This window comes from Candidatus Electrothrix sp. (assembly GCF_052785085.1).
In genome coordinates, this window is the sequence record NZ_JALAAI010000075.1 from 1 (window position 1) to 19,546 (window position 19,546).

General features: G+C 45.7%; 14 protein-coding genes and 1 pseudogene. 8 read left to right on the plus strand and 7 right to left on the minus strand.

Features of this window, described 5'->3' with window-relative positions:
- Window positions 1-335: 335 nt before the first annotated feature.
- Window positions 336-1,292, minus strand: coding sequence for a hypothetical protein (locus tag L2082_RS12380; RefSeq protein ID WP_446011803.1), 957 nt, complete (start codon window positions 1,290-1,292; stop codon window positions 336-338).
- A gap of 270 nt (window positions 1,293-1,562) precedes the next feature.
- A complete protein-coding gene (locus L2082_RS12385) occupies window positions 1,563-2,507 on the minus strand; it encodes an Lcl C-terminal domain-containing protein (RefSeq protein WP_446008002.1) in 945 nt (314 codons plus the stop codon).
- 106 nt (window positions 2,508-2,613) lie between these two features.
- On the opposite strand from L2082_RS12385, the gene glgX reads away from it, so the two are divergent.
- Window positions 2,614-4,716: a glycogen debranching protein GlgX gene (gene glgX / locus L2082_RS12390; RefSeq protein ID WP_446008001.1), complete on the plus strand. Its 2,103-nt coding sequence runs from the start codon at window positions 2,614-2,616 to the stop codon at window positions 4,714-4,716.
- A gap of 91 nt (window positions 4,717-4,807) precedes the next feature.
- Here glgX and gyrB read toward each other — a convergent pair whose 3' ends face one another.
- From gyrB to L2082_RS12405, 3 genes are all read right to left on the minus strand, one after another.
- Window positions 4,808-7,219, minus strand: coding sequence for a DNA topoisomerase (ATP-hydrolyzing) subunit B (gene gyrB / locus L2082_RS12395; protein ID WP_446011804.1), 2,412 nt, complete (start codon window positions 7,217-7,219; stop codon window positions 4,808-4,810).
- A 353-nt stretch (window positions 7,220-7,572) separates the two neighbouring features.
- On the minus strand, window positions 7,573-8,202 hold the full coding sequence (locus tag L2082_RS12400; protein WP_446011191.1) for a hypothetical protein: 630 nt from the start codon (window positions 8,200-8,202) through the stop codon (window positions 7,573-7,575).
- Between the two features lie 175 nt (window positions 8,203-8,377).
- On the minus strand, window positions 8,378-9,226 hold the full coding sequence (locus L2082_RS12405; RefSeq protein ID WP_446011190.1) for a glycosyltransferase family 2 protein: 849 nt from the start codon (window positions 9,224-9,226) through the stop codon (window positions 8,378-8,380).
- Between the two features lie 726 nt (window positions 9,227-9,952).
- On the opposite strand from L2082_RS12405, the gene rho reads away from it, so the two are divergent.
- The 7 genes from rho (at window position 9,953) to L2082_RS12440 (ending at window position 17,758) form a co-directional block, all read left to right on the plus strand.
- Window positions 9,953-11,200, plus strand: a complete 1,248-nt coding sequence (rho, locus tag L2082_RS12410; protein ID WP_446010766.1) for a transcription termination factor Rho — start codon at window positions 9,953-9,955, stop codon at window positions 11,198-11,200.
- 246 nt (window positions 11,201-11,446) lie between these two features.
- Window positions 11,447-11,665: a 50S ribosomal protein L31 gene (gene rpmE / locus L2082_RS12415; protein ID WP_446010765.1), complete on the plus strand. Its 219-nt coding sequence runs from the start codon at window positions 11,447-11,449 to the stop codon at window positions 11,663-11,665.
- A 144-nt stretch (window positions 11,666-11,809) separates the two neighbouring features.
- The gene (gene prfA / locus L2082_RS12420; RefSeq protein WP_446010764.1) at window positions 11,810-12,880 is read left to right on the plus strand and encodes a peptide chain release factor 1; all 1,071 of its coding nucleotides are present in this window, start codon (window positions 11,810-11,812) and stop codon (window positions 12,878-12,880) included.
- Between the two features lie 152 nt (window positions 12,881-13,032).
- Window positions 13,033-13,911 carry a peptide chain release factor N(5)-glutamine methyltransferase gene (gene prmC / locus L2082_RS12425; protein ID WP_446010763.1) on the plus strand — a complete coding sequence of 293 codons (879 nt, stop codon included), beginning with the start codon at window positions 13,033-13,035 and terminating at the stop codon, window positions 13,909-13,911.
- A 114-nt stretch (window positions 13,912-14,025) separates the two neighbouring features.
- Window positions 14,026-16,380, plus strand: coding sequence for an MlaD family protein (locus tag L2082_RS12430; RefSeq protein ID WP_446010688.1), 2,355 nt, complete (start codon window positions 14,026-14,028; stop codon window positions 16,378-16,380).
- Between the two features lies 1 nt (window position 16,381).
- A complete protein-coding gene (locus L2082_RS12435) occupies window positions 16,382-17,074 on the plus strand; it encodes a ferredoxin--NADP reductase (protein ID WP_446010689.1) in 693 nt (230 codons plus the stop codon).
- Window positions 17,075-17,302: 228 nt separating this feature from the next.
- Window positions 17,303-17,758 carry a PilZ domain-containing protein gene (locus tag L2082_RS12440; protein ID WP_446010690.1) on the plus strand — a complete coding sequence of 152 codons (456 nt, stop codon included), beginning with the start codon at window positions 17,303-17,305 and terminating at the stop codon, window positions 17,756-17,758.
- Here L2082_RS12440 and L2082_RS12445 read toward each other — a convergent pair.
- Window positions 17,712-18,368: a hypothetical protein gene (locus L2082_RS12445; RefSeq protein ID WP_446010691.1), complete on the minus strand. Its 657-nt coding sequence runs from the start codon at window positions 18,366-18,368 to the stop codon at window positions 17,712-17,714. The genes L2082_RS12440 and L2082_RS12445 overlap by 47 nt on opposite strands.
- Window positions 18,369-18,423: 55 nt before the next feature.
- Window positions 18,424-18,876: pseudogene (locus L2082_RS12450) on the minus strand (DUF1016 N-terminal domain-containing protein); the annotation flags it as partial.
- Between the last annotated feature and the right edge of the window lie 670 nt (window positions 18,877-19,546).

A 19,546-nucleotide genomic window follows, 5' to 3' on the forward strand; every position in this document is an offset into this window, starting at 1 on the left:
TTTTGTGTGAACTGTGGGGGGGGGTGAACGGTTACGTTCTTTGGGGTTTTTCATCGTCATTCCTCCTTGCTTCAAATAGTCTCAAATGGTATGTCTTTATACTTGAATTATAATCATACTATAAAACATACTGAATAATCAAAAAAAATGCCCGCAGCTCTTAAGTGCTGTAAACAACGTATCGCCCGGCTTTATGAGCAGGGTGCGGGATAACCGACATTGAGCAATACGTTGTGACAAATACCTTGTGAAGAATAGGAAAGTGGTCCAGAAAGAACAGGGTAATTTACGCATAGCTGTACTAGACTTATCACGACTGAACCTAATGCGGCGAATTAACTATGGCCTAATGATTGCACTTTGAACGCATCTGTTGTGTCAGACGGCTCTATGGTGTGACTCTTTGCGTCCATAACCTCCGATTCATATATTGGACTGAACAAAGTAAAGGATTCATTTGGCTGTATTACTCCCGCACCAAAATTGTACTGTGATCCATCACAATGTATATCCACCACTTCGACACTAACTGGATCTTCGGTTGTATTCTTAACCACTTGAGGCGAACCTATGTCTGAGGCCGTAACCTTCGTTACAGTTGTACCGCCCACCAACCATACAACTCCCTGTACGTTGCTCTCTAAGATAATGACATCCTCACACGTTATCTCATCTGGTTCATCATCTGGTTCATCTTGCTCACAAGGATTACACGCATGGATGTCGAGCCAACCGCAACGGAATGTTATTCCGGTTGATCCGGTGGCAGTCAATTCCACCTGCACGATACCCGGCCCGCACGTCAAGGTGAACTCGACAGAAAAACTTCCATCACTCTCCGTAGTTACCGAAAGAGTAATAGAGCATTTCGGCTCCGGGGCTGCATGCGCCGCAGGTACCAAGGCGTCCGATACCGCAGCAAAAAAGCCGGGTTCCGAATTCTGCTCGGTATCAGTTACTACCGGCTCGCCATAGCCGGACAGTGTCAAATCAAACGTTACACCACCCTGCGCCGGTGTAATGGCACCGGTGGCCCTGACAGTCATTGACGATGTCCCGGAGTGCCCGCTCACTAACTCCAAATCCACCCGACCGTCACTAAAGGCCAGCTGAGCTGCCGATGTTTGGGCGTGCGCTGGCAACACAATGCCCTGAATCACCGGCTTCACCCATTTATCCGGCAGGACTGAGGAACCAGCCAAGGCACCCACACCCACTGCCAAGGTCTTCATGGTTTTTCTCCGCATCGGGTTCGCAGGTGCAGATTGCTTTTGTTCTTTGGGGTTTTTCATCGTCATTCCTCCTTGCTTCAAATAGTCTCAAATGGTATGTCTTTATACTTGAATTATAATCATACTATAAAACATACTGAATAATCAAAAAAAAAACGCCCGCATCTCTTTTTTGATGCGAGCGGGGTGTAGGTGTCCCAGCGACGCTTCACTGGACTATTATGGAATGTTCTTACGGGACAGAGAATTACAGCGCAGGGCCGACCTGTGTATCTCCCTGAAATCCTGAAAGGGGCAACTGTGCGTACATTCAGAACATACTCATTCTTCTCAAACTTTACGACAAAGACGACCAAATCCGCCAGGGATGGTTCCAGAAGCCCAATAAGCACTGCCTTGTTTATAATCAACAAACCACTGGCCGCCGGGCCTGCGGGTGGTATCCACCATGATAAAAGGCTGATCAGCTGAGAAAGCAGGATGGAGGAACTGATTCTTTCTGCTCAACTCCTGCTCCACAAGGGACATGGCCTCAGCCAGGGTAGGCATTCGCCAATCCTTATGACCCGCAAAACCCTGAGCATTGATCTTTTCAATTTCCTTGCCCAGCATACGATGACTCATGATATCAATGCCAGCCCGCTGCCACATCAGGCCGGTTACAGCATCGGTCACTGTCAGGCCATCACCGTTATCGACCAAGTAATTCCTGAATACCCCATCGGGATTTCGTTTCTGATCAGTAAAATTATATTCCCTGATCATCTTTTCCGCCTCTTCCTCTACAAGCTCCATACGTGTTGCTGGCAAAACAATGGGAGAAGGCAGGTCATCAGGCAAGGGTTCATCATGCCCGGGAAGCCCAGATGCTCCTAAACGATCCCTTTGATCTGCCTCCTCAACAGGAACCACTCGTGAGGTATCATCATTCTCCAGGATGTTTTCCATCAGCCATTGCTTTAACTCAGCATTAATAGCATAGGTTCGCTCAAACAAGGCCACCTTGCCCTGCGTGTCCACACAATGCTGCATCATGTCCAATGGAGCCTGTATTTCCGCAACAACCCGTGCATGCTTAATGCCTCGCTCCATTAAACAGAGCTTTGGTGTTTCCCCCCAGGCGTCGATGAAAAAATAATAGATTCGCTCATTGCTGCTACGGACTCTTTCACGTCCGCCCCAACTTTCAAAGGTTCCAAAGCTGTATTCCGGTGTCATCTCCCAGTCTACACTTGTAGGATTTCCTTTTAAGTTCAATGCATTAAAAAGTCCCATAGAGTGCCTCCATTATTTTGTAGAAATTTTTCAAAGGAAAAGTATACTGTTTCCCTGTACCCCAACACAACAGAAAGATTACAATAGGAATTATTCCCAGGTCAACATGAAAATCAATTTCCCTACTTTTTCCGGCTCTCCACAGCCTCTCGGAGCAACAGTTACACCAACTGGCATTAATTTTGCTATCTTTTCCCGTCACGCTGAAAAAGTCAGCTTAGTTCTGGGGGTAAAAGATGCCTGTGAAACAACCCGTTTTGAAATCGAACTGGACCCGCTCATTCACAAAACAGGAGATATCTGGCATATCCAGCTCAGTGGTCTGCCTCCGTATATTCGCTACGGTTACCGACTTGCAGGCCCAATGGAACCCCGCGTCAACGGCCTGGCCTATAATGACAGCCTGATCATGCTTGATCCTTATGCCAAAGAAGTCCGTTCGCCACGCTGGGGACAGGATCGTTCGAGCATTAATCACCAGACCTGCGTCCTGATTCCCCTTGATACCTATGACTGGGAAGGCGATCGTCCCCTGAATATCCCTTTACAGGATACGGTGATCTATGAAATGCATGTTCGTGGTTTTACCCGCCACGCTTCATCGCAATGCAGCTTTCCAGGAACCTTTAAGGGCATCTGCGAAAAGATTGATTATATGAAGTCCCTGGGAATCACGGCGGTAGAGTTGATGCCGGTGACGGAATTTGATGAAACTGAATGCCTTTTTCGTAATCCTGAAACCGGCAAAAAACTGCGTAACTATTGGGGGTACAGCCCTCTTTCCTTTTTTGCACCCAAGGCTTCTTACTCTTCAGACAGTGCTCACCCTTTACGGGAATTCAAGGACATGGTGAAGACTCTGCACCGGGCCGGGATTGAAGTTATCCTTGATATTGTTTTCAATCATACCTCTGAGGGTGGATGGGACGGGCCTACCACCTCTTTTCGCGGCATTGATAACCCGATCTATTATCTCCTTGATCCAGGGACCAAGGACTATCTCAACTTTTCTGGCTGTGGCAATACCTGCAACTGCAATCACCCCATTGTCCGCGCCCTGATCATGGATGCCTTGCATTGGTGGGTTATGGAAATGCATGTGGATGGATTCCGCTTTGATCTTGCTTCAATTCTGGGACGAGATCAGAATGGAAATGTGTTGCGCAATCCACCAGTAGTGGAGATGATAGCTGAAGACCCTATTTTGGCGAACACGAAAATTATTGCTGAGGCATGGGATGCAGCTGGACTGTATCAGGTCGGCCATTTTTCTTCCCATCGCCGTTGGGCAGAATGGAACGGCAGGTTTCGTGACGATGTGCGGATGTTCATGAACGGAACTCCAGGCATGGTTTCAGCCTTGGCAACCCGAATCGCAGGCAGCTCAGATCTTTATCAACATAATGGACGCCGGCCTTGTAATTCCATCAACTTTATTACCAGTCATGATGGCTTCACCTTAGCAGATCTGGTCAGCTATAATGAAAAAAGGAATCTGGCCAATGGTGAAAATAACCAGGACGGAGATAATAACAACCTGAGTTGGGATTCCGGTGTATCAGGGCCAACCCATGACCCGGCAGTCCTTGCCCTGCGCCAACGCCGGATCAAAACAATGGCTGTTCTTCTTCTCCTTTCCCAGGGGGTGCCCATGCTGGTGGCTGGCGATGAGTTTGGTCAAAGCCAGCAAGGAAATAATAATGCCTGGTGCCAGGATAATGAAATCAGTTGGCTGAACTGGGATCTTGCAGAAAAAAATAAAGGTCGCGTTCGCTTTTTCAGGAAACTGATTCAGCTCCGCAAAGCACATGCTATTTTTCGGCGGGTGGATTTTTTTGCGCCCGGTAGCCCGGAGATGCAGACCAGCGGGCAAACAATTCATTGGCAGGCATTGGAACCTGGCACAGAGGACTGGTCTGAACATACCCACACGCTTTCTTTTCTACTCAAAGGCTGCGCAGTCAATGACGGGGATAATGATAATTTTTTTATTATGCTCAACGGCCACTCAGCAGAGGAGGCCCTCTTTACCATTCCGGAAACGGGTATTACTGCTAGTACCTGGAAAAAAATCATTGATACCCGCCAGGAAGCTCCAAGAGATATTCTTGATCATGCCAAGGCAGGTACTGTTGCAGTGGGAAGTAAGGTCAAGGTGGCGGCAATGGGTTGCGTTGTTCTCCAGAGTGCAGAAATGTTGCCAGTGTAAAGGAAGGAGGCGAGGCGGATAACTCTAAAGGGGCAAAGCAAAGGGGCGGTACAAAAAAGGCAAGGGAGAACCGAACCGCCCCTTTTGACTTTTACACATCCAGTTCAGCAACCTCTAAAGCATGATTCTGGATAAATTCACGTCGTGGTTCGACCTTATCACCCATCAGGGTCACAAAAAGATCATCCGCAGCCTCAGCATCATCAATCTTGACCTGAAGAAGGGTTCTGTTTTCCGGGTTCATGGTGGTCTCCCACAGCTGTTCCGGGTTCATCTCACCAAGACCTTTGTAGCGTTGCAAATGACTGCCCTTAAAGGTTTCCTCACGCACCAAGCGAATCAATTCATGCCAGTTTCCGGCCTGAAACTCCTTTTCCTGGCCAGTGCCTGAACTTTTTATCACCTTGAAACTGTCGTAAACATGCTCCCGAATTTGAGGATAGAGGTCCAAGGCATGACGATATTCAGGAATAAGCGGGATGTTTGGGCCCACTGTTGTTCGCGTATGCCCCTGCCCACGAAAGGCCACATCAGCCTCGTAACAATTCGACCGCCAGCGACAGACACGGATCTTGCTGGTGATCAGATCAAGCTCTGTCATTTTCTCCAGCAATCCCTCCAGGAAATTCTTATCTTTGAACTGATCTGCTGAATGCACATTGTTTTCCAAAAGAAATAATGTCAATTTCTCCTGAATACTCGTTCGTTCCAAAAAGCTGTTAACCCGTTCAAAAAAGGTAAATTTTTTGAGCAGACTGACCAAATCCTGCCCGGCAATTTCTTCTTTGTTCTCCTGACAGATCCGGATAGTCTGCGCAGCCTGGTCATAAAGATAGCTATTCAGTGCATCTTCATCTGTAAAATACTGTTCTTTTTTACCACGCCCCAACCGGTATAATGGCGGTTGGCCAATATATACATACCCGTTCTCCACCAAGGGCAGCATCTGGCGATAGAAAAAGGTAAGAAGTAAGGTTCGGATATGCGCTCCGTCCACATCAGCATCAGTCATAATAATGATCTTATGGTATCGGAGTTTCTCCTGGTCAAATTCATCCTTTCCAATACCAGTCCCCAAAGAAGCGATTAATTGTTTAATCTCTTCAGAGCCAAGTATTTTGTCAAAACGGGCCTTTTCCACATTCATGATCTTACCGCGAAGGGGCAGGATAGCCTGGACAGAACGATCCCGGCCCTGTTTGGCAGAACCACCCGCAGAATCACCCTCAACAATAAAGATCTCCCGTTCCTCTGGTTTTTTTGACTGACACTCAGCTAATTTGCCCGCCATCATCACCGAGGTGCCGCCCTTTTTTCGGGACAGATCACGGGCCTTCTTGGCGGCCTCTCTTGCCTGGGCAGCCTCTACAGCCTTGCTCAAAATCAATTTGGCAACCTGAGGATGCTCCTCTAAATATGCACTCAACTTCTCGTAGCAGATTCCAGAAACAATTGATTTAACTTCAGCATTTCCCAGCTTGGTCTTGGTCTGCCCCTCAAACTGCGGATTAGGTACCCGCACTGAGACAATAGCAGTCAATCCCTCGCGCACATCATCGCCACCCATCTTTGCCTTTAACTTCTTTGGAATGACATCATCGGTAGCATATTTATTGATGCACTTTGTCAATGCAACCCGAAAACCAGCCTCATGAGAGCCGCCTTCTCTTGTGTTGATATTATTAACATAAGAAGAAAGCCGTTCTGAATAACCATCAAAGTACTGGAGAGAAATCTCCACCTGAACCTGATCTTTCTCGCCCTCTATAAAAATAGGATCTGGATGGATGGCTGTACGCCTGCGGTTCAGATACTGCACATACTCAACAATTCCACCTTCAAAATGAAATTCATCTTCTGCACCGCTTCGCTCATCCTTAAGAAAAATCCTGATACCACGGTTAAGAAAAGCCAGTTCACGCAGACGGTTACGCACAATTTCATACTTAAAAGAGACTGTCTCAATAAAGATTGATGGATCTGGCTGAAAGGTGATCGTGGTCCCGGTAGATGTGCTGGTTCCAACAATCTCCATATCGCCCGTCTTATCACCGTATTCATAAGATTGACGGTAAATATTCCCGTTTCGTTTAATCTCCGCAGTTACAGCGGTACTCAGGGCATTGACCACAGATACACCAACGCCATGCAAGCCACCAGAAACTTTATAGGAAGAATGATCAAACTTACCGCCAGCATGCAAGGTCGTCATAACCAGCTCCAGAGCAGTCATGTCTTCAGTAGGATGTTTATCCACTGGAATACCACGCCCGTTATCCTCAACTGAAACACCGCCATCTTCACGGATAACCACCCTGATCCGATCACAATGACCAGCCAGGGCCTCATCAATGGAGTTATCCACCACCTCATAAATCAAATGGTGCAGTCCTTCTTCGGCAGTGTTTCCGATATACATAGCCGGACGCTTACGCACGGCCTCCAGTCCATCAAGGACTTTGATCTGTTCCGCCCCATAGGACGCGTTTCCCTGCTCGCTCACGTATCTCTCTTCTCCTGAAAAAAAATTCTTGCGAAACTCCGGGTCCAACAACCCCGCTTCTTGCTGCGCATTCGCCTCATCTCTTACGTATGTCTTGCTTGCGGCTTCTCTCGTTGAGAGAGAAATATATTATGTGAGAACAAGAAGTAAACTTTCACTTCTTCTCAAAAAACTCTGCCAGCAGAACGCAATGCACTATACTTTTTTTAAGCATAAAAGGCTACAAACTTAAGAGCAAATGAACAACAAACAAAGGACTAAAAGCCTCAACCCTTCTGTGCCGAAACTGCACACAACTGCTTCACCTTTTATCACCTCATTACCCGAGACCAACCAGGCAGATCTTCACACAATCAACAGCTCGCATAGTTGGTTGCAATCGGCTGATTCACCCCAACATGAGGCCAATCTTCGCCAACACATAGACAAAAAGTCTTTTCAAAACATTTTGCCTGTGGATCATAGACACTGCATGTTCGCAACTCCCGTTGCACCTTACGTTGTTCATTTTTGTAACGAATAATTGAATATGCAGAAAGGATGAGATCTCCTTGTTCAATCATTCTGATTTCATCAGCTGTCATCTTCCTCATAAGTGTCAGCCGTTTATGCATAACCTTCTTTTTTGACAAAAAAACTTTTTGATTCCGGGAAGGTATCAACTGAGAAAATGCCTCGCCGTTATCAGTTTTACTCGTCATATTAATACGAGTTTCAACCTGAATGTTTCTTGCTTCGCCATCACCAATATTTTGAACTGTATAACAGACAGCCGGTCTCTGACCGGGTTCCATCTTTTGTAGTCCCAACGAAATGATTCGCAGATCTGGCATAGCTCCACAACTTCCCACATACAGAACAAAGAGCGTAAAAAGAACTATAAAAGAAATAAAATAGGGTTCTATAGCATTCGGCTGAATGCAGGTCCAATAGAGTGCCCCCATAAAAAAAAACAAAAGAAGACTTCTTGATATAACAGCCATTTTTTATCACCTTGATCTACCACCTTATCATTACACACCATTAAGGTACAATTTATTAGACTTAAGTATAAAATATACTACTTGAGTTAGGCGCATTAATCAAGCTCAAACAACAGACATACATATTTTCAAGCAAAACCCCATAGCTCTGAATAATTTTAATCAATCAAAACAATCAATAATCTCCGTTGCAGCACAAGATCTGATCAGGCAAGGCAAGATAACGCTCCCCTTCTGCAACCCTGCCATGCTTAATACATCCATTGCCATAAATACGGCATTTCCTTTCTAGTTCTGCAAAAGTGTGCGCATATTGCTCAGAGCTGAGGGAGGCATTCTTGAGCAAAGAACAAAGTGAACGAATACGCCAGGTATCCATCCCAAGCCGATGAAGAACAGAGAGCTGGTCTGCCCGCCCACCATCTTTCAGGGTCAGAGCCTCATCCACCAAGAGAAATTTTTCTTTGCTGCCCACCCTGAGCCAAAGATCATAATCCTCACAACAGAGCATATCTTCGGCAAATAAACCGTAACAGGTAAAAAGCTCCCTGCGTGCCATAACCGTAGACATACCCACCACACACATCCGCAGGGACCGCTGAAATATCTCTCCGTGTGGAGGAGCATGCTTCTTTTTTTGATTAACCTGCTTACCCTGCCTATACCAGACCTCCCTGGTATGAGAAATAAGATACTCCGGCTGTTGCTGCATAGCTTCCATCTGCAACTCCAGCTTGCGAGGAGCCCATTGGTCATCAGAGTCAAGAAAACACATCATGTCATACTGTGCTTCCCTGATCCCTGCGTTACGCGCCGCTGAAGCGCCTCTGTTTTCCTGATACAGATAATGGATCGGCACCTGAGTATTATTCTTTATTTGCTCAACAATTCCATATGTTTCGTCAGTAGACCCATCATCAATCACTATAATTTCACCACAGGCATAACTCTGCTCCAGCACCGAAGTAATTGCTTTGCTCATAAATACAGCCCGATTATAGGTTGGAATAATAACTGAAATCATAATATGTTCTTTTTTTGGCTACAAACTTCAGCCGGGACAATATTCAATTCTATAACGGCCCCGTCTTAAAAAATATTTTTTACTTACCTGCACTGTTGTCCAGGATCCCTTCTCTTCCGACGCTTTTCTATAATAATACATCTTGTGTCCTACACGATCATTATGAATTTATTGAACAAAAAAAGCGGATTTTCGTATACTATTCAATTTTCCTTTTAAAATATATTGACAACCTCGGGGAAAATTAATAAAGTAGAAAAAAATCGTTTTTATATTTTCCAGCTTGCTTTCCACAACTTCTGATATTTTCAATAAAAATCAATAGGATCAACAGGTGATGTGCCTACCTGTAACTGTAACAATCTAAATAATTCGTCATAGCATCGGCAATAATATTTCTTGCAACCTCATTCTCCCTCATAAGAAATATTCGCCCCGGTTTCGGATTCACCAGCCTGTTTCACTCTTATAAGAAAGCCCATTGATACAAAGTTACCGTGCCTTTTCAGATTGGATAAATATCTTCACTGGTCAATAGCATCTATACGAACAGCGATCTCTTTCTATTCAGACAAGCACAGCCTTTCCAAGCGAGATCATACAAAAAAAAATACACCAGTATCGCCACAAAACGTAACGCTTAACTGCACTATATTCCGTTGATGCTGGACATTCCTTTTACCCATCTTAACATACTACCTGAACCTGAGGAGGAAGGATCCATTGATGAATCCTACTGAGTTAAAAAATAAAAACATCAAAGAACTTGTCGCACTGGCAGCATCCTTAAAAATCGAAGGCTACAGCTCCATGCGGAAACAGGAACTCATCTTTGCCATTCTCAAGTCACAGGCTGATAAGGACGGTAAACTGCGCGGCAGCGGGGTTCTTGACGTGCTCCAGGATGGATTTGGTTTCCTTAGAGCACCAGACTACAACTATCTGCCTGGGCCTGATGATATCTATGTCTCTCCTTCCCAGATTCGTCGCCTCAATCTGCGTACCGGTGACACTATTGAAGGAGAAGTGAGAGCGCCAAAAGAAAATGAGCGGTATTTCGCCCTGCTCAAAGTTGATAAGGTAAATTACGAGTCCCCAGAGGCCTCAAACAGCAAAACCCTGTTTGTCAACCTCACTCCCCTGCACCCTGATGAGCAGATCAATCTTGAATATGAACCGGATAATTTTTCCACCAGGGTGATGAACATTGCCTCACCGATGGGTAAAGGCCAACGTGGCTTGATTGTGGCCCCCCCACGGACCGGAAAAACCGTGCTTATGCAGCAGATTGCCCGGGCCATTGTCAATAATCATAAAGAGATTATTCCCATAGTCCTCCTAATTGACGAACGACCAGAGGAGGTCACGGATATGAAACGGAGCGTTGATGCAGAGGTGGTAAGCTCCACCTTTGACGAACCACCCCAGCGTCATATCCAGGTAGCTGAGATGGTCATTGAAAAGGCCCGACGACTTGTTGAGCATAAAAAAGATGTTGTAATCCTCCTGGACTCCATCACCCGACTGGCTCGTGCTTACAACACCGTGACCCCTGCATCCGGTAAAATCCTCTCTGGTGGTGTTGAGGCCAATGCCCTCCATCGTCCAAAACGTTTTTTCGGTGCTGCCCGTAACATCGAAGAAGGTGGCAGTCTGACTATCCTGGCTACGGCCCTGATTGAAACCGGCAGCCGCATGGATGATGTTATTTTTGAAGAATTTAAAGGAACCGGCAATATGGAAATTATTCTGGATCGTAAGATGTCTGATCGACGCATCTATCCGGCCATCAATATCCAGAAATCCGGTACCCGAAAAGAGGACCTCCTCCTGTCCGCAGAAGACTTGAACAAAATGTGGATCCTGCGCAAGCTGCTTTCATCTATGAATCCAGCAGATGCTATGGAATTCTTGCTGGACAAAATGGAGCATACCAAGACCAATGCTGAGTTTTTCGCTTCAATGAATAGCTAGCCTCTGGAAAGCTTTCCACCCCAAAAGTGAGAGTTATACGGGATTCAACAAGAAATATACCCTGACCATTAATTTTAGATGCTGTAGGGGCGAACCATGTGTTCACCCTTTTATGCTTTTTTTAAATTTTTTCTTTGTTTAAAAAGCCAAACCGAGTAGAATAGTTGTTTTTTCATACTATACTAAAGAACTCGTAAATAATAACTCGCTGTTATGCGAATATATTCTCTGGAGGCTGAGAATCCAATGAAAGCGGATATCCATCCTGAATATCATAAAATCAAGGCAAAATGTGCCTGTGGCAATGAAGTTGAACTGGGATCTGTAAACGAGAGCATAAATGTTGAAATCTGTTCTGCCTGCCATCCTTTTTTCACTGGTAAGCAGAAATTGGTTGATACTGCTGGTCGTATTGAAAAATTCAAGAAAAAATACGCCAAGCATCTTGCCAAGAAAGAGGCATAGCTGGACTGTTTTTACAAACCGCATGGCAGTATGCTGTCATGTGGTTTTTTTATTTTTATAGTTTTTTCAGAGCGAACAAGCTCGGCCACCCTCTTATCATAACTTTTTTTTCTTCCAGAATAAAAAGATCTGCCCAATACATCCATGTTTGAAAATCTTGTTGATATCCATGAAAAGCTCTCAGCCTTAGAGCGACAGCTTTCTGACCCGGAACTGCTTGATAACCGGACAAAATATCAAAAAATTGTCCGCGAACATTCCCGAGTTGCCAAACTCAATGAACTCTATTCCTCCTATACCAAGGTTGAAGAGGATCTGGCAGATAACCGTGAGCTGATTCACGATGCAGACAATGATCCTGAAATGGCAGAACTGGCACAGGAGGAAATGGAACAACTGACAGCAGAAAAGGAAAAGCTGGAAAAAGCAATCCGCCTGTTACTCTTACCGCCGGATCCCAATGATGAAAAGAACATCTTTCTGGAAATTCGTGCCGGGACTGGTGGCGATGAGGCTGCCCTTTTTGTTGCTGATCTTTACCGGATGTTTTCCAGATATTCAGAGGCACAGGGCTGGAAAATTGAGGTTATGAGTTCCAACCCCATCGGTATTGGCGGTTTTAAGGAATTGATCGCCCTGATATCCGGTGATAGTGTCTACTCACGTCTCAAGTACGAGTCAGGAGTCCATCGGGTTCAGCGGGTCCCGGAGACGGAAACCCAGGGACGTATCCATACCTCAGCAGTCACGGTGGCCATTATCCCGGAGGCTGAAGAGGTTGACCTGAAAATCGCTCCCAATGAGCTGAAATTTGACGTTTATCGTTCTTCTGGCCCAGGTGGACAGTCAGTCAACACCACAGACTCGGCTGTTCGGATCACCCATCTGCCCACCGGTCTGGTGGTTACCTGTCAGGATGAAAAATCACAGCATAAAAATAAGGCCAAAGCCCTGATGGTTATGCGGGCCCGTCTTCTGGATAAGCTGGAACAGGATCGGCATGACAAGATTGCCCAGGATCGTAAGGGTCAGGTCGGAAGTGGCGATCGAAGTGAACGGATCAGGACCTATAATTTCCCTCAAGGGCGGGTCACAGATCATCGCATCAATCTGACCTGTTATAAACTGTACCAAATCATGTCAGGAGCCCTTGATGAAGTCATCCAGCCTATTATCACCCATTATCAAACCGAGGCGTTAAAGGAGCTGGATTAATGTGGACTCCGGGACGTTGACCATGAGGATGATCCAACATCGTCCTGTAGGGACGAACCTCTGTGTTTACCCTTCCATACCGGGCAGAGACACAGGTTTGCCCTTACATTCTTCCTCCTCTCACAGTCTGCTCATTATCACCGTGCAACACCATGCCTGATAAGGCTGTATCCGTCCACCAACTCCTCATCGCTGCAACTCGTTCCCTTGCTGAAGCCAGGATTGAAGACAGCGGCCTGGAAGCAGAACTCCTTCTTCGCCATTGCCTGAGTGTTTCCCGGAGCAAACTCTTTCTTCTTCACGACCACGCAGTAGAAGAGGAGGTAGAACGTCGTTTTCAGCAATTATTACAACGACGATGCCAGCGCGAGCCCTTGCAGTACATTATGGGCAATTGTGAATTCTGGTCCCTTGATTTCCTTGTCAGCCCGGCAGCCCTGATCCCCCGCCCGGAAACTGAATTTCTTCTTGAGCATTGTTTTTCCACGCTTCAACAGAACAAGGCAGAAAACCCGCAGCGCATTCTGGATCTCTGCACAGGCAGTGGTATCATTGCTTCTGTTTTGGCTAAGGAGTTTCCTCAGAGTACCGTCATTGCCAGTGATTGTTCCGAGCAAGCCCTTGGGGTAGCCCGGCACAATATCTTTCGTCATAAGCTGGAGAAGCAAGTCCATGTAGTACGGGCTGACCTGCTCAACTCCTTTCCTTGCAGCCCGATCTTTGACCTCATTGTCACCAATCCTCCCTATGTTAAAGCGCTTGATATTCCTGAACTTGAACCGGAAGTCCGGGACTGGGAACCGCATCTGGCCCTGTGTGGCGGTAACAGCGGTCTGAAGAACATTACCCGGATTTGTCAGGATGCCCTTCCCATCTTACAACCCGGCGGCTGGCTTTTTATGGAAATTGGTGCGGATATTGGTCAGGAGACAGAGCAGATATTTCTGGAGGCAGGAGGATATAAACTGGTGAGCGTGGTGGCAGACTGGGCCGGACGGCCTCGGGTTTTGCAGGCGCAGCGGCAGCGATAATATCCGGCTGATTGTGCTGAACGAAATGCCGCATGCGAAACATACATAATACGATATGGCACCTGTTCATCGGCATTCCTGGAGAGGTAGTAAATTTTTTAACGAGAAAAGCCCATGAAAAAAGCCGTTCTTCAAAAACGCCTGATTGTATCCCCAATCTGGTTTCTTCCTCTGTTGGCCCTTTGTATTGGTCTCTGGTTACTGGTCAGCAGTTATCGTAATTCCGGTATTGAAGTCACCATTCATTTTCCTGGTGCCACTGGGGTGACTGCGGGAAAAACAAAGGTGATTTACAAGGGAATTGAAGTGGGAACCGTCACGAATGTAGTGATGGATAAAGAGCTTGAAGGCGTTGATATTACGGTGGAGATGGACAGGGTGACCAAGAAGGGTCTGGTTGCTGACACCATGTTCTGGATTGTCCGGCCAGAAATCTCCGCAGGCCGTATTTCCGGGCTGGACACCTTGATCAGTGGTGCCTATCTCACTCTCCGAATGGGCAACTCCACAAAAACTGAGCGCCATTTTTCAGGCTTATCAACCCCGCCTCCTATGGGCGCTGACACCCCTGGTCTTCACATCAGTCTCAAAACAAAGACCCTCTATTCCTTACAAAGAGGCTCCCACGTCTACAGCAGCAACCTGCGCATTGGTAAGGTGGATGATTACCGGCTGGAACAAGATGGAACCATCATTCTTGATCTGTTTATTCAGCCCGAGTTCAGCCACCTGATTCGCCAAGGAACCAGATTCTGGAATGCCAGTGGCCTGTCTGTGACTGGTGACTTACAAAGGGGACTGAGCATCAATGTTGAATCCATGGCCTCTCTTATCTATGGTGGCCTGACCTGTGGCACTCCGGATTCCCTTAAACACACACCAGCAGCTCATTCGCAACAGGTCTTCCCCTTGTACCGGGACTTTGCAGAAGCTGAATACGGTATCCCCATGACCCTTCAGCTTGCCAATGGTGATGGCATTGTGCCAGGCAGAACCAAGGTCATGTTTCGTGGCTTGAAAGCAGGTATTGTTCGGACCATTGATATCAATGATGATGACTTTCACACGGTAACTGCCCGTATCCTTCTGGATCCACGAGCAGAAAAAATCCTTCGTGCCAATACAAAGTTTTGGGTTGTACGCCCCCAGGTTTCTCTAAGCGGCATCAAAAACCTGGAAACCCTTATTTCCGGGTCCTATATCACTTTTCAAATCGGCGAAGGTGAAAGCGAACAACAGGATCATTTCCAGGTGGAATCATCACCAATGCCCAAGCTTTTTCTCCGACCAGGAAAACGCTTTCAGTTGGAAGCAGAGGACAGCAAATCTTTACGGCTTGGCTCCCCGGTGCTTTACAAAAAACAGGAAATTGGCGAGATCATTGATCTTCAATTAAGCAGCAACAAAGACCGCATTGCGGTAGAACTGCTCATCTATCAACAGTATGTTGATCTGATTAAAAATAATACCCGCTTTTATAATGTTTCAGGTTTTCAGCTTGATGCCTCTCTGCAAGGGGTTTCCTTACAAACAGCTTCTCTGAACTCCATCATTGCTGGTGGTATTTCCTTTTTTACCCCTGACAACGGCAAACAAGTTCCTGAAGGTCAGGTCTTCTCCCTCTATCTAGGACGAAAACAGGCCCTCCAGGCAGGTTCCCTTTTTCTCACCTTGGAATTTCTTCAAGGTGCAGATATTAGCTCAAGGACAAAAATTAAATATAAAGGGATCATCATAGGCACTCTGGTTCGTACTTGGTATAATACAAAGAAAGACAGAGTGGTTGCCAAGGCTGCTGTTCAGCAGAAATTCAGCAAGCTCTTTTGTCAGACAAGCAAAATCTGGCTTGTCAGACCAAGGGTTACCCTCTCTGGCGTCAAGCATTTGGAGACCTTGCTTTCCGGGCCATACTTAGAACTCCTTCCTGGTCACGGCGCTCCAAGGAGCCGATTTGCGGTCAAGGATTCTGAACCCAAACTCTCTGCGCCTCCGCCGGGTTTGCACCTGGTTTTGGAGGCAGAACGGATAGGGTCTCTGAAAAAAGGAAGTCCGATCTATTACCGGCAGGTGGAAATAGGAAGAATCACTGGTATTGAGCTGGGACCAACAGCACAGATGGTTTGGATCCATGCGGTTATTGATCCCATGTATATCCCCCTTGTTCGCCGAAGCTCAAAATTCTGGAATGCAGGCGGTGTGAAGGTGATAGCAGGTCTTTTTACCGGGGTTTCTGTGGAAACAGAATCGTTAGAATCTATTATGGCCGGAGGGATTGCCATGGCTACTCCAGAGAAACAGGGCACACCTGCAGAAGAAAATGATCATTTTTTGCTGGCAAAAGAACCTGATGATGACTGGCTCACCTGGTCACCAAAAATTTCTTTACCAAAGGAAGAACCCCAAGCTGACCAACATCGAATTCAGGTAAGAAATAAGAAAAAAAGAATCAGCGGAAAGGAGAAGAGGTAAGATGGATACAATTGCACATTTTATACAACGCATCCCCCGCACTCCACAAGTGAACAGCTACCGTTTCACCCGGCCCCCTGGTTTTTTCTTTGAAGCAGGGCAATACGTCATTGTCGGTCTTGGCCATGAGGGCATGCTGGTTCATCCCTTATCCTTTAGCAATAGCCCTCAACAGGATTTCCTGGAATTCACAAAACGGATGACCGGCTCTGCTTATAGCCAATACCTGGAAGGGCTATCTCCTAATGATGAGGTAATTATGAAAGGTCCCAATGGTGATTTTTCCATGCAGGGCATTGCCAATGATATTGTCTGCCTTGTTGGAGGGATTGGTATTACCTCCATTTTCAGCATGCTGCTTGACGCAGCCTCGCGCCATGATCGACGCAGGATCACCTTGATTTACGGCAATAGAGACGATACTGATATTGCTTTTTTTGATGAGCTAGAGCAAATGCCCTTACCCGGCCTCCGGGTTGCCCATGTGCTCCAACGTGCTTCTGAAAAGATTCCGTCTTATCAGGGACGAATAGACTCAAAGATTATACGCTCTGAAATAACAGCAGATCTTCAGGCTGCTACCTTTCTTATATCAGGTCCGCCAGTAATGGTCCGGCAAATGGAAGAGCATCTTACCTTGCTGGGGGTAAGTTCTTCCCAAATCCGGGTTGAACGTTTTTTAGGGTATGTTTAACAAAATTTCAGAGAGTTATAGATTCCCCTTCAGTACGCCCTCCTTCATCTTCTTATCGTAATACTTCTCTGATTTTTCTAACCTCTGTTCACCACTTTTCCTCTTTGCTTTTTCATTGCAAACAGAGATTCAAATTTTTATATTGCTTAAAGGACGGGCAAACTCTCAAAACCTTGCTGAATACTATATTCATTACCGTTCCATGTGCATCCAATCTAACTTAGCTTCATGAATACAATAGATAATCGGAAATTTACCCGGATGAATATCCGATGGGCTGTTCAACTTGATTTTGGGAAGCGGCAATATAGATACTTTGTTGATAACCTCAGTCTTAGTGGTTTTCTGGTCAAAGGGGAGTGCAATCAATCGGCAGGAGACATTTGCAAAATCACTATAAAAGAATCAGCATTTTACACGGAAAGTTTTATCCATGCTGTAGGGTTAATTGTCAGGATCACTGAACAAAATGTTGCTATTGAGTTTATCGGTATGAAACTGAGCAGCTATTGCTATCTTCAGATCAGCCTGTTAACCAAAGCTGTCAACCCGACTGTCCTGGCCAATGAAATTGTCAAAAGCAATATTTTCAAGTTGGAGGGAGAGTTAGTCCTTCATAAGAAGCATAATTTCAATCTCAACCAAATGATATCCTTGCTTGACCACACCTCAATTCCCTTCTGACCGAGCGTACTGTAAATATATCAACAATGACCTCAACGGGTCTTTGCAGTTTTTGGGCAATCTGCTCCGCATCCATTCCACTCTCATGCAGGGCTTTTGCGGTTACTGAAAGCATTTTTATTTTTTCATACTGAGCTTTTTCAGCCTTTGCTTCCGCAGCCTCTGTTCTGGCTTCAGCCTCTTTCACTTGCTGTTCCGCAAGCTCTCTTCCTTCCGCAAGAGCTGTTTTGTAGACATTTTGCTCAATCCGTTTGGAATCAAGGTACTTCTCATAGCTCTTTTTTTCAGGATCGGGCAGATTATCCACTCGCAGCTTTTCTTTGGCTTCCTTCAGCCCTCTGGCCTTGAATTCGTCTTTGATCTCGTTATTTTTCAGAAAGTAAATCCATTCATCAAGGCTGTCTTTGGCAAGATCATCAAACTTATTGACCTTGAGCAGGTAATAGGTTGTGAAAATATCGGAAACTTTGCTGATGGGATAGGCTTTTTTCTGAGCTGCATTCAACTCCAGAACGTCGTCGGTGTGCATGCCGACAAAATTGGTTGAACCGACATAGACGTAATCCTTGCCCAACCCTAAATCGAAGTACACGATGTTGATGGAGATCAAGTTCGTGCTTAATAACTTCTTCCGGTTTGCCGGACAGAGCTGTACGCTCGTACAGCATAGAATCGATCTTTTTTTGCAGGGTACGTGTGCTCCAATTCTCCACCCGGCACATTTCTGCATAAAAATTTCGCTTAAGCGGGTCATCAATGTAGATGATCGTCTTAAAATGGGTCCAGCTCAATTTTGCACACAGTGCCTGCAAAATCTCAGCGTCCGGGAATATCTCGGCAAACCGTGTCATATAAGCAAGATTCCGTTCGCTCCAGCCTCTGCCGTACTTCTCGGTTAATTTTGAAGCCAATGCAGGCAGAATTTCTTTACCGTATTTGGCTCTCCCGCCTTTTAATATTTCCTGCTGGATACGCTGCCCAACACGCCAATACATCAGAGTCAACCCGGCATTGACGGCAACAGCGGTTGTGGAGCGGGTTTCCTCAATCAGCTCTCTTATATCAAGGAACAGTTGCGTGTCAACGGCTGACACTGGGGCGTTCTGCCTGCTTTTCATATGGATTTACGATTTATTGTATATCGCAGAGTGTCTTTTCATGGCGTTTCCTAGCTCAGTCGTCTTTTTTATCTTCACAGCTTTCTATCGCAATATCAAGCGTATCATTACTAAAATCTTTTATGCCTGAAACTTTTACACCGTCATGTGATAGTGCAGACATCGTAAACATCAAAATGATAATTACTTGATAATGATTTGATTTTATATACGATTAATAGAATTTGGACATTTTGTCTTGTAGCAAGTGTCCAAATTTAGTGATTTTGCTATAATATTAAATTATTATAAACAATGTCCAGTTTTAGCGTTTACGATGTCTGTAGTGTATCAATTAACTGTCTTCCAATCCGCCATCAACAGCCCAAGTATAAAATCGTTGCGCAACTTCATCGGAATTGAATCCTACAAATGTAAGGGTTACTTTCTTCACAGCCTTCTCCTTAATTAGTATCTGCTGAATTTCTCGACAGCCGGAAGAATTCATAGTAGTCAATACCCTGACACGTTATTTCAAAACGTTCAATCTAAGGTGCTTCTGCTACTTTTTTTAGGCTTCCGTCAATAATTCGATTTTTCAGACGGAAATTGGACGCACTTTTCCCCTACCCGACTTCGGGTAAAAAATGATCTCCTGCCAAAGATGGTTATGCTAACCCTAATTTGATCA